The following is a 19,427-nucleotide window of genomic DNA, read 5'->3' as shown; positions in this document are numbered from 1 at the left end:
AACTACCCAACTTATACCGGCATATTCATCAGCTCTTTGTACGACTCAACCAACTTATTTCTAATTTGGATTGTCGCTTCAAAGGCCACACTAGATTTATTACGAGCAATCATCACATCAGACAGCGACACACTTTGGTCGCCGCTATCAAAACGAGTTTGAAGATCCCCTGAGGTCTTTTGCAATGAGTTCACATTGTTGATGGCTTGCGTCAGTATGTTGCCGAAGTCTGCACCGACCGTTTGTCCTGTCGCAGCAGGACGCGCGCTCGCAGCTTCAATCATCATTGCCTGCATTTCGCCTTGTAAACCATCTATTCTCATTTACTACCTCAAGGAGTCAAATTTATGACTATCTATTTTGCTGTATTATTGAAACAGCAATTAGCGTGCCATACCTAAAAACGACTAGATATCGTATTACACTAGTCAGAAAGCTGACACTACTAATCTGTGCTTAGTTTGGGATATCTATTCCAGCATCGCGCATTTTTGCTAACTTATAGCGCAATGTACGAGGACTAATACCTAGTTTCTCAGCCATATCTTTACGTCGGCCATTACATGCGATCAAAGTTTCGAGGATGATCGCATACTCTTGATCTCTAAGCTCATTCCCTAGCCCTTCACTGCTTGAAGCGATTTTATTGATTGGGTTTGCTTCCGCAATAGGCTTGATATCGGGCGTTGCCGCATCGCTACCTTCCACAATCTGTTGTAGACCACTGGCGTCTTGCCAATCAACCCCTTCAAGTAGGATATGCTCACCAGAAATTTTTTCTTCTTCGCTCAGAATCAAGGCACGCTGCACGACATTATCAAGCTCACGGACGTTCCCCGGCCACGGATAATTGACGAGTTTGCTGATCGCTTGAGCTGACATAACCGGAACTGGCATACCCAGTTTGGTACAGTGGCGCTCAACTAAGTGCTTCGCTAAAGGCTCAATATCACCTTTACGTTCACACAGTGGAGGCCAAGAAATTGGGAAAACATTCAAACGGTAGTACAAGTCTTCACGGAAATTACCTTCAGACACATACTGCTTGAGATCTCGGTTACTGGTCGCAAGTACACGAACATCAAGTTTAATGCTCTTACGGCTACCTAAACGTTCAACTTCACGCTCTTGCAGTACACGCAATAACTTAGCTTGCAGGCCGAGGTCCATTTCACTGATCTCATCGAGTAAAATTGTACCGCCTTGAGCTTGCTCAAACTTACCTGGACACGCCTGAATAGCGCCAGTAAATGCGCCTTTCTCGTAACCAAACAGAGTCGCTTCCAACATATTGTCAGGAATTGCCGCACAGTTAATAGCGACGAACGGACCATCTTTACGGTTAGAGGCATTATGGATGTAACGCGACATCACCTCTTTACCTGAACCACTCGGGCCAAGAACCATAACATTGGCGTCCGTTTTTGCCACTTTATCGGCCAGCATCATCAGCTTGATACTTTTCTCATCGGCAACGATGGCATCACCATTGTCGTCCGACTTCACGGGAGCGTAACGGCTCACCATGTTTAGCAGTACTTCCGGTGCAAATGGCTTTGCCATGTAATCGATAGCGCCCTCTTTCATTGCAGCAACGGCATCTTCGATGTTGGCATAAGCTGTCATCAATAATACAGGAAGATTTGGCCAGTGCTGCTTGATGTTTCGTAACAGTGCCAAACCGCCCATGCCTGCCATCTGAACGTCAGAGACAACGATATCAACGGAGTTCGATTTTAGTTTGACCAGAGCATCTTCTGCGCAATCTGCTTCTAGCCATTCATAGCCAGCAAGCGCGAGTGTATCGACAAGGGCCTCGCGTAGACCTTCATCATCTTCGACGATTAACACTTTGCTTTGAGCCATAGGATTCTCCAGTGTAAATTCAGTTAAAACTTCTTAGTCTTCAGTAGAAGCGCTTCTTTCTAGTGGCAAGCACATAGTAAAGCATGCGCCGTCACCCTCTTCTGAGATCAATTCCAGTCGGCCTTCGTGTGCTCGACATACCATTTGTACAACCGCCAAGCCTAAGCCTGTACCTTGCGAGCGAGTGGTAAAGAATGGTTCCATGATTTTACCTTGAAGCTCTTTTGGTACGCCGGGACCACTGTCTTGAACTGATATCTTAAGTTCACCTTTTACCGGTCTAAAAAACACATCTATCTGTGATTCCTTGCCGGCAATTTGAACCGCGTTCAAAACCAGATTACTTAAAGCAGAGGCAATCGCGTTGGCATTGCCGAACATTTGAGTCTGTTCGCCTTCCACTTCTTGGCAGTAATCAATTTGGTTCGATTTCAAAGCTGCTTCTACCATTGGCTTAAATTCTTTGATCAATTCAGCTACGGTAAAAGGTTTCACCACCTTGTTATCACCACCCTTAGCAAACAACAGCATGTCATTGACTTGTTTTTCTAAGTCATGAAGTCTATCCATAAGCTTAGATTGAAAACGTGTCTTTGTTGCCGGTGGTAAATTGGGTACGGCAAGGTTTGACGCATACAACATCGCACTAGAAAGCGGTGTACGAATCTGATGAGCAAGTGACGCCACCATTCTACCTAATGACGACAGACGCTGAAGGTCACTAATTCGTGATTGCAGCAAACGCGTCTCGGTCAGATCGGTAATCAAAATCAGCTGACCTGTGGTAGAGGCAGAAATCGCCAAACGTACCTTTCGACCGTTTTTTAATGAGATCTCGTGACCATCATCGTCTTTTGGATCAAAAGCACTTTGGATAACAGAAAACCACTTTTCTCCAACTAACTCGACGCCAAGAATGCGGTGTGCTTCAGGGTTCGCTTCTCTCACTTCGCCATGAGTATCTAACAAGATAACCCCTGCAGGCATTACATCGAGTACTTGCTTGTAGCGTTCAACCTGCTGCTCAACAGAATCTAGGTGTGATTGATTTTCTGGTTCGTTAGCTATATGCATGTCAAAAATTTGCCTCAGATACTAAAACAGCCTGAGACGTACAACACGAGTCAGGCCATTTGCTATATTTATCACATAGTTAAGCAAGCAACAACTCGACTATGGTCTATCTATTCAGTTAGCTAGAGTCGCCAAATAGCTAAGAAGTGTGTGTGAGTTTTTCGTTTTCACCGAAAACTGGACACTATCGCTGCAAGTTATATTTACGCATTTTTTCAACCAGAGTAGTCCTGCGCATTCCAAGCATATCAGCAGCACGAGCAACAATACCGCCCTGCGCTTCCAAGGCTTGATTGATCATATTCACTTCCATATCTGCGAGTAGCTCTTTCAGGTTAACCCCTTCAGGCGGTAACTCTTGAGGCGCATTGGCATTGCCGGCAAGTTCATCTTGCTGATCAAAGCTAAAATCTTCTGCGAACAAGTCGGAAAGTGCGTCACGCTCTTGCTCTTCTTCAGAGACAAAGCTATTAAACTCAGGCTGGAATTCAGGAATATCACTATATCGATATTTAGTTGGTAGGTGATTCACATCAACTAAGCTATTTGGATATAGGATAACCATTCGCTCAACGAGATTCGCTAGTTCACGAACGTTACCTGGCCAGTGGTGCTCCATTAGAGAGTTAATCGCACGAGCGGTAAAGCAGATAGGCATACTGCCCTCCGCTTCCATTCTCGTCATAAGCTCCTGAAGAAGAAGAGGAATATCTTCTTTACGCTCTTGTAAGGCTGGCATTTCAATCGGGAACACATTCAAGCGGTAGTAAAGATCTTCACGGAACGAATCATCATCGATCATATCTTCAAGGTTTCGGTGTGTTGCCGCAATCACACGAACATCAACTTGTATGGTGTTGTTACCACCTACGCGTTCAAAGCATCGCTCTTGTAATACGCGTAACAGTTTAACCTGCATCGCCATCGGCATATCGCCAATTTCATCAAGAAACAGTGTGCCACCTTCCGCTAATTCAAAACGGCCTTTACGAGCGGTGATGGCACCAGTAAACGCGCCCTTCTCATGACCAAACAGTTCACTTTCGAGCAAATCAGGTGGAATCGCGCCACAGTTCACTGGAACGAAGGGCCCAGAGCGGCGCTTAGAGTGATAATGAATGTTACGAGCAACCACCTCTTTACCGGTACCAGATTCGCCAAGAATTAGCACGTTTGCTTCCGTAGAAGAGACTTGTTCAATTAAATGACGTACTTCTTGAATACCAGCACTTTGCCCTACTAAGCTGCGAAACAGTGTGTTCTTACGTGCCGAAGGCACAACTTGAACACCTTTGCGGCCTAAGAAGTCTTTACAGTGTTTTAATGCATCACTTAATTGCGGGTAGTTAAGAGGAAGTTCAAGCTCACCAACATAGTTAGTCAACTCGTCAACCGGGTGATTGTTTTTGCCAATCACCAGTAAAGGGATGTGATTGGCGTGAACAAGCTTCTCATTCAGCAATGCGTTGAAGCGTGTACCTTTAATGGTACCAATGATGCAACCGGCCCACTGTAGTGACCAGTCAACTTTACGTGCTTGTTCAGAGCTGATTACTTCGCAGCTCTCTCCTACAAACTCTAATATTGTGCTTAAATTGTGACGATCTTGAGCGTTATCGTCGACGACAAGCAGTTTTGCCAAACCTTGCATAAGTAGGAATTATTGCCTTTATTCTGGTGCGATGCGGAAAAACGGTGAGCGACGTAGTCTATAAAACAGTGAAAAATATCAATGATTATGATCTACGAGGACAAATTTATGAAATCAGCAACGAAAAAAGCCATTAGGCTATCTAATGGCTTCTATTTTATTTGATTAAAAAAATAAGGCAACCAACCAATTAGCTGATCTAAGGTTGGCTAAAACAGCAATTTTTCTTTAAATACCGACGTCAGCAGACGTCAAGTTGTGATATTCATTCGGAATTTGGTCCCAAGCGCTCTTGATTTCGCGAATAATATCGATAACATCGTCAATAGGCTGAGGATCATTTTTGTGATTTGCCGCAGAAATTTGCGTGATCATGAACTCATAAAGTTGATCTAGGTTTTTCGCAATATCACCACCATCGTCCATAGAAAGGCAGCTACGTAGGCTAATAATGATATCTAGAGCCTTGCCAAGACGCTCACCTTTCACAGGGATATTACCCGCTTGCATTGCCGCTTTACCTTGGATCAAACGCTCGATCGCGCCTGCCATCAGCATTTGCACAATCTTATGCGGTGAGGCAGCCGTTAACTGACTATCCACTGATACCTTTTTATATGCCTGTAAAGAACCGCGCATAGTAAACCTCTTCTATAAAAACTTTTTGTATTGTTGAACTGACTTGGCACCGTGTCGGTACTTGTGCAGGGTTTTCCCTACCCGACCAGTTTCAGACTGCATCAATTCGACTAATTTTCGTGTTCTCGAAATGGCTTCAAACCACTCCGAACTTTGCTTAACGTCAGGGTGTGAATCGATGAATTGAAGCACGTTTTGCAATAACTGTTCTCTGTTATCGACAAGCGTCGCTATTTCTTCAGCATTAATTTCGCTAAATTCGAGCTTAGAGATAATTAATTGATCTAGTTCACAAAGCTCTTGAAGCTGACTGGTCATCTATTAACCCAACGCATTCATCATGCTGCCAAGCTGAGACTGCATCTTACTGGTTGCATCTTGCATGGCGGTGAACTTAGAGTGAGTACGACTTTCAAGACTGTCCATACGGCGGTCTAATGCGTTTTGGTCGTCTGCTAAACGGTAGTTTTGTTCAACCAGACTCTTTTCTCGAGTACGGATTGAGCCGGTAATACCAGTGATACCCTGAATCGCATCTTCGACCTTTTTAGCAAAGCCATTATTGCCGCCAAAGAACTCGCCCAGCTTATCAAAGTTATTGTTTAGCTGTCGGTCCAACATGTCGTAGTTGATCTCTAACGAGCCTTGTCTGGTGGTCGTGATACCAAACTCAGTTAAAGACTTAAGGTTTTCAGGTGCCCCTTCGATACTTGAAGAGAATACCCCTTTCAATCGTGAGTCAGCGTTGCGAACCGTACTGTCACCAGAAAGTGGGCCTTTTTGTCCGGTCGTAGGATCGACACCCGCCAAGTTTTTAGACACTTGGTAAAACTGGTTGTAGGAATTCACAAAGGCTTCAATGTCTTGACGAACACTATTACGGTCGTACTCAACACCAATTTCTGCAGGTGGCTTATCTTTTGGCGTCTTTCCTTTCACCGTAATATCAATGCCTTCAACGGCATCTTCAATCACATTGTTGTTACTCGAGAGCTGAGCGACACCGTCCAGAACGACCATCGAGTCTTGGCCAGCTTGAACTTCGGTCATGCCGCTATAACTATCAAAAGATTGCTGAGCAAGCACCAAATCAGCTTGTGCCTTGTCGACTTTCTCTAAGCGCTCTCGCTCTTCAGGCTCTAATTTGGCACGCTCGATATTTTTGGCTTGCTCTGCGGTCAATTCACCGTTTTCTACTTTCTTGGCCAGATCTGCTTTTTCTTGAGCGATCTTCTCTTCGATACGTGCTTGCTCTGCCTCTAGCTTTTGCTGGGCTTCTTTCGGTGTCACGTATGAATCAGTCAAGGTACCAGAGGCCGTATTCGACCAACCAGGGACATCAGGCGCCTTCTCAATCGCTTTTTCGTCAAGCTCAAGCTCTGGTGTGTAATAAGAATCTAAAAGCGTGCCAGAAGCGGTTTCCGTCCAACCTGGGATATTGTCTTCAGGCATGACAGATTTTGCCGCTTGAGCGGCGTCTAAGGCAGCTTGGCCATCTGCAGCGGCTTGTTCACCAAAGCTAAGGCTTTGAGAGCCATCTTCTGCAGAAGACGTTGAATCCGCTTGAGAACCTGGAATGATATTGCCGTCTTCGTCGACAGCTTCATCGGCTTTCGTATCATCATCAGAGATAGCCTCATCAATAAGATCAACGGCCTTTCCAGCAGGTGTAAGACCAAGTACGTCTTGAGCGGCAAGTCGAGCTTTCTCTAGCGCTTCAACACGTTCTTCAAGGGTTTTGTATTCGAGTTTTTTTAGAGGATTTGACGCATCAGATTCTACATTGATGCTGATCTGTTGGTCTGCGCCAGATTTGTTGGAGGCGATAATAAGTCGAGGGCCTTCGGTATCATTAATAATGGATGCACGAACACCTGGGTTTCTATCTGCACCGTTTATGCTACGAACAACATCGATTAGCTTTGATCTGTCACCTACTTGTACGTAAAAGCTATCATCACCAAGCGAAACCTGCAGCTTACCTGGGCCAAATTTCATGTCATCAGACAGAACATCTGACGCTACTTTATGGCTTTGGGCAAGCTGCAACACATCGATGGCATATTTGCCAGCGATCGCTTCAGTAGTCGCGGTTGCAGAAACAAGACCTTCATCAGTACTTTCAACTGTACGTACAGCGAAAGCTTTTTCCTGACGAAAATTTGTCATCAGGTTTTTCATCGAATCGAGAGATTCTCTGAGTCTTCCATAGGCACTAATGCTGGTATCGATTCGCGCTCTTTCATTGTTGATTCGTTGCTGTTTAGGTACACGCTCCGAATCCACAATTTTGCTTACCATGGAATTGATATCCATGCCAGACGAAATCCCCATTGGGCCAAAACTCATTAAACCACCTCAATAATACGACTTAGACCTTCACCTCAAATATTCTACTATTCGAGTTTTGGACTGCTAGGCGTCTGAGAATTTCAAGCATTTCTTCATCGGGTATTTGGCGAATAATATCGCCGGTTGTGGTTTCATAAATAGTCACCACATCCCTTCCCGATTCTTCATCGACCTTAAAGGCAACGCCCTTATTGAGAGAGGAGATAAACTCGTTTACCTTCTCCACCATCTTGACTCGCTCTTCATCATTTAACTCTTTTCTCTCTTGAGCTAATTGAATCGCAGCTTCGGTAGCTTCTTCTTTCGATTTCTCTACCTTGCCATAAGAGGTTGCTTCTTTAAGTCGTGAAATACTCGACGCACTACTACCTTCATCGCATGCAATTTTAATGCCATTAGGTGAGCCATAAGGCTGGATGTTCGATGCGTTGGATGGTATTTCCATAACACTCTCCCTCCCTCCTTCATGAGCCAACGATAAAACTCCACGTAAAGCGGAGTTTACCGCTACTTACCGAGGTAAGTTTAGCCCAATAAGCTTAGAGCTGCTGATGGTGATTGTTTTGCTTGAGCTAAGATAGAAGTACTCGCCTGTTGTAGGATTTGAGACTTCGTCATTGCCGTTGTTTCTTTCGCGTAATCGGTATCTTTGATACGGCTCTTAGAAGCATTAACGTTTTCGTTGATGTTTTCTAAGTTGCTGATTGCGTGGTCAAAACGGTTTTGAAAAGCACCAAGAGACGCACGTTGGCTATCTACAGATTTTAGAGCGCCATCGATAATAGATACCGCTTCGTTTGCGCCCGCAACTGATGTTACGTCGATGTCGTTTACGGTTACATCTTTACCTGCGCCAATACCTAGCTCACTTGCAAGGCTACCACCAAACTCAACATCACCTTCAACTTTTTGGCTAGAAGCGAAAAGTTGTAGTTTACCGCCTTCACCTACAGACGCTTTAACGTCTTGGCTTTGACCGTTGATGTAAGTTGCTAGTTCTTCGATATCGTTGCCTTCTTTAGCTGAGATAGATAGCTCTTGAGCTTCACCGAACTTATCGTTGTATTTGATTGTCAGGTCAGCACCAGCACCTACACGCCAAGATGCATCTTTACCTTCAGTAACACCGTAGCTCTTACCACCCATGTCTTGAGTGTCAGTACGCATGTTGCTCATAGAAAGCATTACCGCTTCACCTGAGTCAGCACCGATTTGGAAAGATTGGCTACCGTAAGTACCGTTAAGAAGCTTGTTACCACCAAAAGAGGTTGTTTCAGCGATACGGTTAAGTTCTGTGTTTAGAGCAGATACTTCTTCTTGGATAGCAACACGCTCAGACTTGCTGTTTGAACCGTTTGCAGATTGAAGAGAAAGGTCACGCATACGTTGCAGAATGTTGGTTGACTCATTCATCGCACCTTCAGCTGTTTGTGCAATAGAGATACCGTCATTCGCGTTTTTCACAGCCATATCTAGGCCGCGGCTTTGTGACGTTAAGCGGTTAGAGATTTGTAAGCCTGCAGCATCATCTTTTGCGCTATTGATTTTATAGCCAGAAGACAAACGCTCCATTGATTTTTGAGTACCTTCAGCCGCGTTATTTAGGTAACGCTGAGCCGTCATTGCAGACACGTTAGTGCTTACATTAATCGCCATAGTTGATCTCCTTTAGGCATTTTTTATGCACCCATGTGACTCTCACCTCACACAAATACATATCAATTTGTTTACGCACCACTGTCTCTCTCACCTTACATTGGTACATATCATTTCTCTCAATCCCTTTAACGGCGCCTTAATTAGAAGCTTTAATAAAAAATGTGTTTTTTTTCGCATTATTTTCAATAACAAAGAAAAGTGTGATCACCATTTAATTAATTGACCGATATGCGCTAAAGTTTCCTATCTTCATTTATTTATAAGTATCATTTTGCACATAAAAGACAAAACAAATCCCTGATGTCTCGTTCTGCTCGATTCTGGAATGACGGTTGATTACCTCACCGACTTACAGATAGCTCTTCATTTCTGACTGCAGTCAGCAAAAGCTACGAAACCTCTTTCTATAAAAGCGAGAACCCTATTCCCGTCATTCCCTACAGCCAGGGACGAGCGTGATAGGGAATCTCGCTTTTGCTTTTGCTCCTGATCATCAACTCTACTATTTCCCAAGTCCTTCGCTTACTAAATAACAGGCAATAAAAAACCCAGCCGAAGCTGGGTCTGTTTAGCGCTCATCTCTCACCACGAGCTAATTTGTGGAAGCCTATCGTTAACGCTTATGAGTATAGTCAACGTAGCCTTTCAATCGATTAACCTAGTAGGCTAAGTGCCGAGTTCGGCGCTTGCTTCGCTTGAGCAAGAATCGAGCTTGAAGCTTGAGAAAGAATCTGAGACTTAGTCATCTGAGTCGTTTCTTTCGCGAAATCGGTATCTTTAATACGGCTCTTAGATGCGTTAACGTTCTCGTTAATGTTGTCTAAGTTGCTGATAGCGTGGTCGAAACGGTTTTGGAAAGCACCTAGCTCAGCACGGTGGCTGTCTACATACTTAAGTGCCGCATCGATTACTGCTACAGACTCTTGTGCGCCACCCACAGACGTTACGTCGATAGTATCAACCGTTACGTCTTTGCCAGGTTGCATGCCTAGTTCGCCTGCAAGGCTGCCAGAGAATGCCACTTCGCCTTCAACTTTGTTGTTACCAGTAAACATTTGTAGCTTACCATCTTCAGTTACAGACGCTTTCACAGAGTCTTGTTGACCGTTGATGTACGTTGCTAGCTCTTCGATATCGTCACCCACTTTTGCGTTGATGTCGATTTCTTGTGCTTGACCGAAGTTATCAGTGAACGACAATTTTAGGTCGTTAGAACCCGCTTGAACGTTCCAGTCTTTGTCTTTTGCGTTCTCAGTTTGGTAGCTCTTACCACCCATCTGAGCATTATCAGAGCGCATGTCTTTCAGTTGAAGCATTACCGCTTCACCGTTATCCGCACCGATTTGGAATGATTTAGTACCGTGAGTACCGTTAAGCAGCTTGTTACCACCAAAAGACGTCGTTTCCGCGATACGATTTAGTTCGTCGTTTAGAGCTGTTACTTCTTCTTGAATCGCTACACGCTCAGATTTTGAGTTTGAGCCGTTTGAAGATTGTAGAGACAAATCACGCATACGTTGCAGGATGTTAGTCGTCTCGTTCATTGCACCTTCAGCAGTTTGTGCAATCGAGATACCGTCGTTCGCGTTACGTACTGCAACATCAAGGCCGCGGCTCTGAACGTTCAAACGGTTCGAGATTTGTAGGCCCGCAGCGTCATCTTTTGCGCTGTTGATTTTAGAACCTGAAGCTAGACGCTCCATTGATGTTTGTTGTGCGCTGTTTGCATTGTTTAGGTAACGTTGCGCTGTCATCGCTGAAACGTTTGTATTTACATTCACTGCCATGGTGATTTCTCCAATTGATTTTCCGGTATAGCGGTTTCCGACGTCTCGGAAAACCAAGTAGTTCTCTCAAAGTTACTTTTAATAACGGCTCAAAATTCATAAGCTTTAGAAAAACTTTTAAAAAACCACAAAAAAATATTAATTTTATATTTATCAGTCACTTAATTTTCATCATTTTCTAATGCAGCGATAGATTTCAACTGAGAAAAGATCTTAACCTGTTTGAAAACGTACGAATCGCCGTCTAAATTGCTCAACATGGAGAAATGATCAATCGCCAAAGATCTCTGGGTTAGGCTGATCTTGTGTCATAGGTGAAATTATTTGTCATGAAGAAGAATAGTTAAATAAACATTTGAGAAAGGTAGAGCGAGAAAATTCACAGGAAAATAAATAGCAAAAACAAGAAATACTGAAAGGAAAAAGCCCCTTTTCCTTTGAGAGAACCGGGGCTAGTTGGCGCGTCAGAGCCTGTGTGGAGATCATCGAGAAATGAACACATTTCCGACTTGCCGTTGCATTCTTACCGTAAAAATGGATAGCAGGTGAGAGATGAGAGAGCTAAACACTCAATAGTAAGTATGCTTGCCAGTTTCCCTTGCTGCATGGCTCACGTCTGAACACGAGCAGCAAGTTCAACCAATAACTATTGCAACAATGTCATTGCAGAGTTAGGCAACTGTTTTGCTTGAGCAAGTATCGAAGTACCTGCTTGTTGCAGAATTTGTGACTTGGTCATTTGCGTCGTCTCTTTCGCAAAGTCCGTATCTTTGATTCGGCTGTTAGAAGCGTCTACGTTCTCTTGTACGTTTGCCAAGTTATTAATACTGTGGCTTAGACGGTTTTGTTTCGCACCCAAATCAGCACGCTGTGAATCTACGTACTTCATTGCAGAATCAATCACACTGATTGCGTTCTGTGAGCCTGCAACGCTTGTTAGGCTGATATCTTGAACTGATGTAGCACGCCCTTCACTCTTAATACCTAGCTCAGATGCTAGTCCACCAGAGATAGACATTGAACCCTCAAGATCAGGTTCAGCAACGAATAGCTGTAAACGGCCTTCATCGGTAACCGATGCGTTCACTAGATCAGATTGACCATTAATGTAAGTCGCCAGTTCTTCAATATCGTCACCCGCTTTGGTGTTGATATCTAGAATGATGTCTTCGCCCGCTTTAGTCTTAAATTCAAACTTAAGATCGCTTGCGGTTGGCGGCACTTGCCAATCTTTATCTTTCGCGTTTTCTGAATCAAACGTAGTACCACCCATGCGGAAATCATCTGCACGAATGCTAGTCAACGCCATGATCATCGCTTCACCAGAGTTAGAACCAATCTGGAACGACGCTTCACCAAATGAACCGTTCAATAGACGACGGCCACCAAAAGAGGTTGTTTCCGCGATACGGTTAAGCTCATCTTGAAGTGCCATTGACTCTTCATTCAGTGCTGTACGCTCTGCTGGAGAGTTAGTGCCATTTGATGATTGAATCGCTAGATCACGCATACGTTGTAGTACGTTGGTTGATTCGTTCATCGCACCTTCAGCGGTTTGAGCAATCGAAATACCGTCGTTGGCATTACGCATTGCCACATCAAGACCACGAGATTGTGCTGTTAAGCGGTTCGAGATTTGCAGACCCGCAGCATCGTCTTTCGCGCTGTTGATTTTGTGACCAGATGACAAACGCTCCATAGAAGTCGCTAAGTCATTCGACGCTTTATTCAGGTAACGTTGTGCTGTCATAGCAGATACGTTAGTGCTTACATTGATAGCCATTTTGCTCTCCTTATGAGTTCGCAAACTTTCTGCGAAGCGGCCAGCTTTACTCTCATATGGATAAGCACTGACCGTGTATTACTCGATAAACCCTATTCAGGGTTTAAGATCTGTATTAATCATTTATAACCAACACAGATACAAGTTGTATGCCAAGTTTAATTTTTTATAAGTAATTTTTTAATTAATTAATTAAAAATCAAAAACTTACAAAAAATTAAACGCGATTGTAATTGTTTGCTCTTTGAGGGTGGAACAACGTATACCCTCCTGATTGCCGTTTTTTGCCGCTATCTTGAAAAACAAAATGTTTCGTACAAAAAAGCGGCAAGCATTGAAGTCATTCGCCGTATGGCATAGCACATAAGGCAAAGAATCGACTCCGTGGTATTTAGCAGTTCACCACCAAATACCGATTGATCATTAAATATAGTTAAACAAGGTTAGGTCTTTTGTTTTGCCAAACGCTTGTTGTGAAGCTTGGAGTGCTCGAGAGTTTTCATTGAATTCAATGATGGCTTTCGAATAATCCAAGTCTTCAAAGTTGCTTTTTGCTTTCGCCAAAGACAACTTAAAATCTTCATGTTGCTGCTCTTGAATATCCAATGTACTCAAGCGTGCACCCACATCGGTTCTCGCCTTAGTCAAGTGAATGAACGCAGCATGGAACTCTTCTGTCACTTGGTGCAATTTCGCCGTTGCTGATGCATCCGACACCGGGTTTTCTGCCTGTTCTGCGGCTTCTTTGAACGTATCAAAGATAGAGAATGTATCTCTCGGCTCTAAGGTGATGGAGTCACCCTTAGTAATTTGGCCTTTAATTTGAATATTTAGCCCTTCATAAACAATGCCAGTTGAAGGGTCAAAATCTTCAGCGGCAACCACCGAGCCATCTTTTTCAAGTTGATAAGCAAATTTACCTGTCTGCATATCGACGAAAGTCACTTTATAAGTAGACCCATCTTCATCGCTGTTGGTCGCACGTCCGAGCAATAGCTCAGACGCAGGTTCAAGCTCGTATTGAGGTTCGTAGTCACCGAACGGATTATCTATTTCCATAAACATCTTGCTGCCCGGGTCATTCATTGCCATTTCGAAGCTGCTTGCTACACGCATCTTGCGTTGATAGTCATCACCTTGATACGTCACATTTCCTTCGTTATCTCGAAAGAAAGGCTGATTTTTCGGCTTAGTGCCTGCAAATGTGTAGTTACCCGACTCATCTTGAGAGTTGGCCAAGTGCAAGAAGTTATTCGCCAGTTCTTGAATTTCACGCTTCTTAGCTAAGCGGTCTTCTGGAGAAAGTGCACCGTTGATCATTTCCATCACGGTTCGTTTTGCTTCATCAGCAAAGCCTTCAGTGTTGGAGACCAATACCTCGTGATGTTCAAGACGGTTTCTTACTAAAGTAATCGCATCTACATACTGTTTAAGCTGCTCTGACTGCTGACCAATATTCTGTAAATAGTGCGTTGCCAATGGGTCATCACTCGGCGACTGCAACTTCTTACCAGAAGCGAGCTGCGCTTGGTTGTGATGCACCTTGTTCTCTTGGCGGCGCAAGTCATTTTGTACTGACTGATAATTGTGGAAGCTAGAAATACGATTCAACATTTATCCTTCCTACCTCAAAGCCAAAATAGTGTTAAACGTATCATTGGCGGCTTGCATGATGCGTGAAGATGCCATGTACGCTTGCTGAAATTTCATCATATTTGCCGCTTCTTCATCGAGGTTAACCCCCGAGATCGAAGCGATACGCTCTTGAGCTGACTCTTTCTCTAATCTCGCGATATCGCTCAAACGATTTGCCGTTGAAGACTTCAAGCCTGTATTGGTATTTAGGTTATTGTAAATATCTAAAATCGTAGATTCACCATCGTTCAAAACTTTTTCTGTTTGGAGGTCTTGTAGCTTACGTAAGTTGCCATTGTCACCTTCTGATGGGACAAGGTTTGCCGTAAATTTATCGTTCGCCACCGCGCCAGTTGTTAACTCAAAGGTCGTGCCATTAATAGTCACTGGTCCTTCAGGTGGATACGGTTGCGGCTGCATTAAAATGTTGCCCTTTGGATCCGTCACGGCAAATTGCTCACCCTTTGGCGATACAACCACTTCGAACTCACGTAATTGGCCAGCCGCTAAAATTTTGAACCCCGCAGTGCCTTTAGCAAAGGTGGTCGATGCCTCATAACTTTGTGCGGCAATGTCTTTTGGATCTGTGGTTGCCATATGAATCTGCGCGGCAAAATTACGCGTTGGACGCAGTAACAGCTTTTCACCAAGTTCAGGCGGATTACGAATTTCGACGCGCATACCATCAAGATAAAACGCGTTGCCGCTTGAATCGGTACTCACTTTGACCGTTTCGCCAGTTGGCTTGGTCACCACGTAATCACTACCATCGTATTTAAGACCGTACTCTCCACCTTTTAAGGCAGCAGTATCATCAATAAACACAGCTACATCCGCTTTGGATTGCCCACTTGCCGTCACACGAGATTTTGCCACCAGCTCAGAGTTCACATCGGTAAACAAATTCTTACCCACGTTGCCGTTGAGATCTAAGCCTTGCTCTTGAAGACTATTTACCTTGTACGAGAACGCCGTCGCCAAACGTCCAAGCTCATCCATGATGTCAGGGATGTGTTCGTCTCGCATATCGAGCATGGCACCGATTTTTCCATCGATATCACTGCTAGTGATTGGCTTTAAGGATTTCCCTTCAACAATCGCCAAACGACGCTGATGTGCATCGGGCAAGCCATCAACCATTTTCAGTTGGCTTGCTTCACTACCTGAGACCAAAGTGTGACCATTGCCGATATGAACGTTAAATCCTTCGGCATTCGAGCGCGGCGTTACCGTGACTTTGGTGTAACCAGACAGCTCATTGATCAGCTTTTCGTGCTGATCTCGAAGGTCGTTATGTGGCCCAGGAGTTCGCATCATTAAGCGTTGTACGTCACGGATCTCGATCGCGAGTTGGTTTACTCGCTCGATACCCATATCTAATTTTTTATTCGTAGAATCAGACTGTTGACGAACCGTTTCATGAAATTCATTCAACGTTTTACTCAGTAACCCAGCCTTCTCTATTACGACTTTTCGTGCACCAACGTCATTCGGTGTATCGGCTAAGGTTTTAACCGAGTCAAACCATTCATTTAGGTTTTCTGGAACCTTCTTCGAAGCCACCGAAGACAACATGTTCGACAGCATATCCAAGTTGCCTTGAGTGTCGCCTTTGTTGGCGGCATTGGTTGTCGATAGGTTAAGTTCATTGACGGCAAATTGGTCCCAAGAGCGGCGAACATTTTCCACATGCACACCCATGCCGTAGGTTTGACCACCGTACTGGCGCGGGTCATTAACACCTTGAATCACAGATTGGCGGCTATAGCCCTCTGTATTGGCGTTAGAAATGTTATGACCTGTGGTGTTTAGCTGTCTCTGAGCAGTAAGAACACTTTGTGCCCCTACATTCAGAAGATCCGACGCCATAATGCCCCCAAAAAACTTAACCAAATCAGGATAAACTGATTAACTACTCGTTTAAAAAGCAATATATGTGCCAATAGAGGAAGTGGATAGCTAAAAGACAATAATTTATTGAAGTGTAAGGAGATAACTACAGATTTCGCAGCAAAATTTGAGGTGATAGATAAGAAAAGAGCCTGCCAATGGCAAGCTCCCGTATACATTCAATAACGCTAGTTCATCTCGTCAATCTTGGCTTTCACTCGCAAAACCTTGTCTGCATAGTTAGGGTCAGTTGCATAACCCGCTTGGTGGATACCTTTGATGAAATTCTCTGAATTACCTTGGTGCTGTAGCGCCGTTTCGTACCTTGGATTTTCGTTCAAGAACTTCACATAATCGTTGAAGCTGTCCTCAAAACTCGAGTACGAACGGAAAGAAGCAGATTCTTTAACGGCAGTTTTACCATGGAACTCGAGTGTTTGAGTCGCCACTTTATCGCCTTTCCAGCTTCTGTCGGCTTTGATGTTGAACAGGTTATTACTGTTGCCCAGAGAGTTCTTAATCATCTTAGAGCCCCAGCCTGTTTCCAGTGCCGCTTGTGCCAATAGTAGAGATGAATCTACACCAAGCGCGCTCGCTGCTTTTTCTGCGTAAGGCTTCATAGAGGTTACAAACGACTCTGGAGAATCGAAAGAGACGGGTTGTTTAACCTGTGACGCTGATTTAACTTCAGATGCTCTCTCTTCTGAGCGACCTGAGAATTGAGGTCTTTGTAATGAAGTATCAAAGCCTTCACTACGAACCTTATCTTCCGTCGCATCGCTTGCTTGACCCGCGCTTAACTGTGCCACAATCATATCCGCAAGACCTAACGAACCTGAAGCACTCAACTCACTCGCCATTTGGTCATCTTGCATCTGACGATAGAACTGTTCGTTCTGGCTGTTCAACATGTCCGACTTGAAGCTTGAGTTCGCATCGCGCATCGATTTAAACAACATTGAGGTAAAAATCGATTCAAACTGTTTAGCCGCAGCGGTGAGCGCTTCTTTTTCGCTGCCCTCTTCACCGTTTACCGCTTGTTGACGAAGGCGGTCGAGGCTACCGATGTCGTGAATAAAGCCGATATCGTTATTATTCTTAATCATGCTCTATTCCTTAGATAATAATCAACTGGCCTTCAATTGCACCCGCTTGTTTCAGTGCTTGAAGGATTGCCATTAGATCAGAAGGCGCTGCGCCGACTTCGTTGACTGCACGGACCAAATCATCCAGCGTTAGGCCCGGTTCAAATTTGAACATTTTGCCATCGCCTTCCGTGATTTCGATATCAGAATCAGGAACCACTACCGTTTGACCACCAGAGAATGCATTCGGCTGGCTCACGTTGAGATTTTCTTTAATTGCAACTGTCATACCACCGTGCGTTACCGCCGCCGCTTTTAAGCGCACATGCTTACCAACCACAATCGTACCGGTGCGAGAGTTAACGATGATTTTCGCTGAGCCTTCAGCAGGGTCGAATTCGATGTTTTCGATAGCGGATAAGAACGCGACACGTTGGCTGATTTCTCGAGGTGCACGAACTTTTACTGAAGTCGCGTCTACCGCAGACGCCATTTGTGGGCCTAAGAAGTTGTTAACCGCATCAGCCAAACGCTGAGCCGTTGTGAAATCTGATTGGATTAGGTTGAAGGTGATGTAGTCACCACGGCCGAATGGCGTTGGGATCTCTTGTTCGACCGTTGCACCGCTAGAGATGATGCCAACGTTAGGGTTGTTACCGACAATCTTAGAACCGTCGTTACCTTGAGCGCTAAAGCCACTTACTACCAAGTTACCTTGCGCTACGGCATACACCTGACCATCAAGACCTTTTAGAAAGGTTTGTAGTAGCGTGCCACCACGTAGGCTTTTTGCCGAACCGATAGAAGATACGGTTACGTCAACTTCCTGACCTTGCTTAGAGAAAGCTGGCAGTTCAGCAGTCACAATAACGGCCGCTACGTTTTTAGTTTTTGGCTTAGTGCCGGGCGGCAATTGAATGCCAAAATTTTGCAGCATCGCGTTAAACGTTTGATCGGTAAAGGGAGTTGTCTCACCGGTACCCGGCAAACCTGTGACCAAACCATAACCGACAAGTTGGTTACTACGAACACCCGCCACTTTTGCCACGTCTTTAATACGCGCAGCATGGGCACTGGTGGCAAGAAATAGCATGCCGAATAGTACGAGTGTCAGTTTTTTCATTGAGTAACCTGTCTGTATTGCTTTAATTAATAATAGCTTAGCGAAATATTGTTGAGTAACGCGGGCTGTCAGTATGTCGACGTCTTCTCAAGCTCTACAGAGATACATTAAAGAATCGTGCCAAGAATCCAGGCTCTTGCATATCTTGTTGCACTCCGGTACCTGAATACTGGATTCGTGCATTAGAAACACGGTTTGAAGCGATGGTATTATCGAAATCAATATCGTCTGGACGGATGGTGCCACTTAAGCGGATGTACTCATCACCCGTGTTCAATGTCATCCATTTTTCACCACGCACCACTAGGTTGCCGTTAGCGAGCACTTCAATCACTTCCACAGTAATGTAACCACTGATGCTGTTGCTCTGATTAGCAGACGCGTCACCTGCGAAAGTATTGGTATTGCTTAGGTCATACGAGAAGTTGTACTTGTCTATCGTTAACTCTTGACCGCCAACAGCCAATGGCTCCATTGACGAGTCATTCGACTTAGACATATCTGCATTGGCTTTTTTCGTCGCACGAGTATTTTCATCTAGCGCTACGGTAATGATGTCACCAATACCGCGAGGCTTTGAGTCATCGTACATGCTACCAATATGGTTTACGTTGAATAGTGAACCGGTTGCCGCTGCGTAATGTTCTGGTTTCTGTTTTGGGTTGATTGGCGCCCATGCAGGATCACCTGCGATAGGATCCGTTCGACCGCGAAGCGTATCAACAATGCCTGAACTTTCTTGAGCCGATTTATCACCTTCTACCGCATCAACCACTGTGGTCGCGTTCTCTTCTGCTGGCGTCTCGATTGGATCCAGCACAGAACAACCGCTCATAGATAAAAACAGGGCTAAACAAAAAATACGTTTCATGGCGATATACTC

The 19,427-nt window shown here is 44.5% G+C and carries 16 protein-coding genes; all 16 read right to left on the bottom strand.

Features of this window, described 5'->3' with window-relative positions; genetic code table 11:
• Window positions 1–11 precede the first annotated feature (11 nt).
• Window positions 12–323 (bottom strand): flagellar hook-basal body complex protein FliE, encoded by a 312-nt coding sequence (fliE, locus tag L1D11_RS12330; RefSeq protein WP_239831867.1) that lies wholly within the window; start codon window positions 321–323, stop codon window positions 12–14.
• Between the two features lie 133 nt (window positions 324–456).
• Complete coding sequence (locus L1D11_RS12325; protein ID WP_239831868.1) at window positions 457–1,866, bottom strand: sigma-54 dependent transcriptional regulator; 1,410 nt, start codon at window positions 1,864–1,866, stop codon at window positions 457–459.
• A gap of 33 nt (window positions 1,867–1,899) precedes the next feature.
• A complete protein-coding gene (locus tag L1D11_RS12320; RefSeq protein WP_239831869.1) occupies window positions 1,900–2,940 on the bottom strand; it encodes an ATP-binding protein in 1,041 nt (346 codons plus the stop codon).
• A 184-nt stretch (window positions 2,941–3,124) separates the two neighbouring features.
• The gene (locus L1D11_RS12315; protein WP_239831870.1) at window positions 3,125–4,591 is read right to left on the bottom strand and encodes a sigma-54 dependent transcriptional regulator; all 1,467 of its coding nucleotides are present in this window, start codon (window positions 4,589–4,591) and stop codon (window positions 3,125–3,127) included.
• Window positions 4,592–4,819: 228 nt separating this feature from the next.
• The gene (fliS, locus tag L1D11_RS12310; RefSeq protein WP_004736194.1) at window positions 4,820–5,230 is read right to left on the bottom strand and encodes a flagellar export chaperone FliS; all 411 of its coding nucleotides are present in this window, start codon (window positions 5,228–5,230) and stop codon (window positions 4,820–4,822) included.
• Window positions 5,231–5,242: 12 nt separating this feature from the next.
• Window positions 5,243–5,548 (bottom strand): flagellar protein FliT, encoded by a 306-nt coding sequence (locus L1D11_RS12305; RefSeq protein WP_004739828.1) that lies wholly within the window; start codon window positions 5,546–5,548, stop codon window positions 5,243–5,245.
• A 3-nt stretch (window positions 5,549–5,551) separates the two neighbouring features.
• Complete coding sequence (gene fliD / locus L1D11_RS12300) at window positions 5,552–7,579, bottom strand: flagellar filament capping protein FliD (protein ID WP_239831871.1); 2,028 nt, start codon at window positions 7,577–7,579, stop codon at window positions 5,552–5,554.
• 22 nt (window positions 7,580–7,601) lie between these two features.
• Entirely contained in the window at window positions 7,602–8,027 is a 426-nt protein-coding gene (gene flaG / locus L1D11_RS12295; RefSeq protein WP_239831872.1) for a flagellar protein FlaG, read from the bottom strand.
• Window positions 8,028–8,107: 80 nt separating this feature from the next.
• Window positions 8,108–9,238: a flagellin gene (locus L1D11_RS12290; protein ID WP_061033702.1), complete on the bottom strand. Its 1,131-nt coding sequence runs from the start codon at window positions 9,236–9,238 to the stop codon at window positions 8,108–8,110.
• Between the two features lie 656 nt (window positions 9,239–9,894).
• Window positions 9,895–11,028 (bottom strand): flagellin, encoded by a 1,134-nt coding sequence (locus tag L1D11_RS12285; RefSeq protein ID WP_239831873.1) that lies wholly within the window; start codon window positions 11,026–11,028, stop codon window positions 9,895–9,897.
• A gap of 646 nt (window positions 11,029–11,674) precedes the next feature.
• A complete protein-coding gene (locus tag L1D11_RS12280; RefSeq protein ID WP_076651682.1) occupies window positions 11,675–12,811 on the bottom strand; it encodes a flagellin in 1,137 nt (378 codons plus the stop codon).
• Window positions 12,812–13,234: 423 nt separating this feature from the next.
• Window positions 13,235–14,425 carry a flagellar hook-associated protein FlgL gene (gene flgL, locus L1D11_RS12275; protein ID WP_239862552.1) on the bottom strand — a complete coding sequence of 397 codons (1,191 nt, stop codon included), beginning with the start codon at window positions 14,423–14,425 and terminating at the stop codon, window positions 13,235–13,237.
• 9 nt (window positions 14,426–14,434) lie between these two features.
• Complete coding sequence (gene flgK, locus L1D11_RS12270; protein ID WP_239832354.1) at window positions 14,435–16,315, bottom strand: flagellar hook-associated protein FlgK; 1,881 nt, start codon at window positions 16,313–16,315, stop codon at window positions 14,435–14,437.
• Between the two features lie 209 nt (window positions 16,316–16,524).
• The gene (gene flgJ / locus L1D11_RS12265) at window positions 16,525–17,442 is read right to left on the bottom strand and encodes a flagellar assembly peptidoglycan hydrolase FlgJ (protein ID WP_239832353.1); all 918 of its coding nucleotides are present in this window, start codon (window positions 17,440–17,442) and stop codon (window positions 16,525–16,527) included.
• A 10-nt stretch (window positions 17,443–17,452) separates the two neighbouring features.
• On the bottom strand, window positions 17,453–18,544 hold the full coding sequence (locus tag L1D11_RS12260) for a flagellar basal body P-ring protein FlgI (protein WP_017085296.1): 1,092 nt from the start codon (window positions 18,542–18,544) through the stop codon (window positions 17,453–17,455).
• 94 nt (window positions 18,545–18,638) lie between these two features.
• Entirely contained in the window at window positions 18,639–19,415 is a 777-nt protein-coding gene (flgH, locus tag L1D11_RS12255) for a flagellar basal body L-ring protein FlgH (RefSeq protein ID WP_102426545.1), read from the bottom strand.
• Between the last annotated feature and the right edge of the window lie 12 nt (window positions 19,416–19,427).

The sequence above is a fragment of the Vibrio sp. Isolate32 genome (genome assembly GCF_022397955.1).
GTDB lineage: Bacteria > Pseudomonadota > Gammaproteobacteria > Enterobacterales > Vibrionaceae > Vibrio.
Note: the sequence above shows the minus strand (reverse complement) of the source record. Positions and strands in the feature narration are given on the sequence as shown.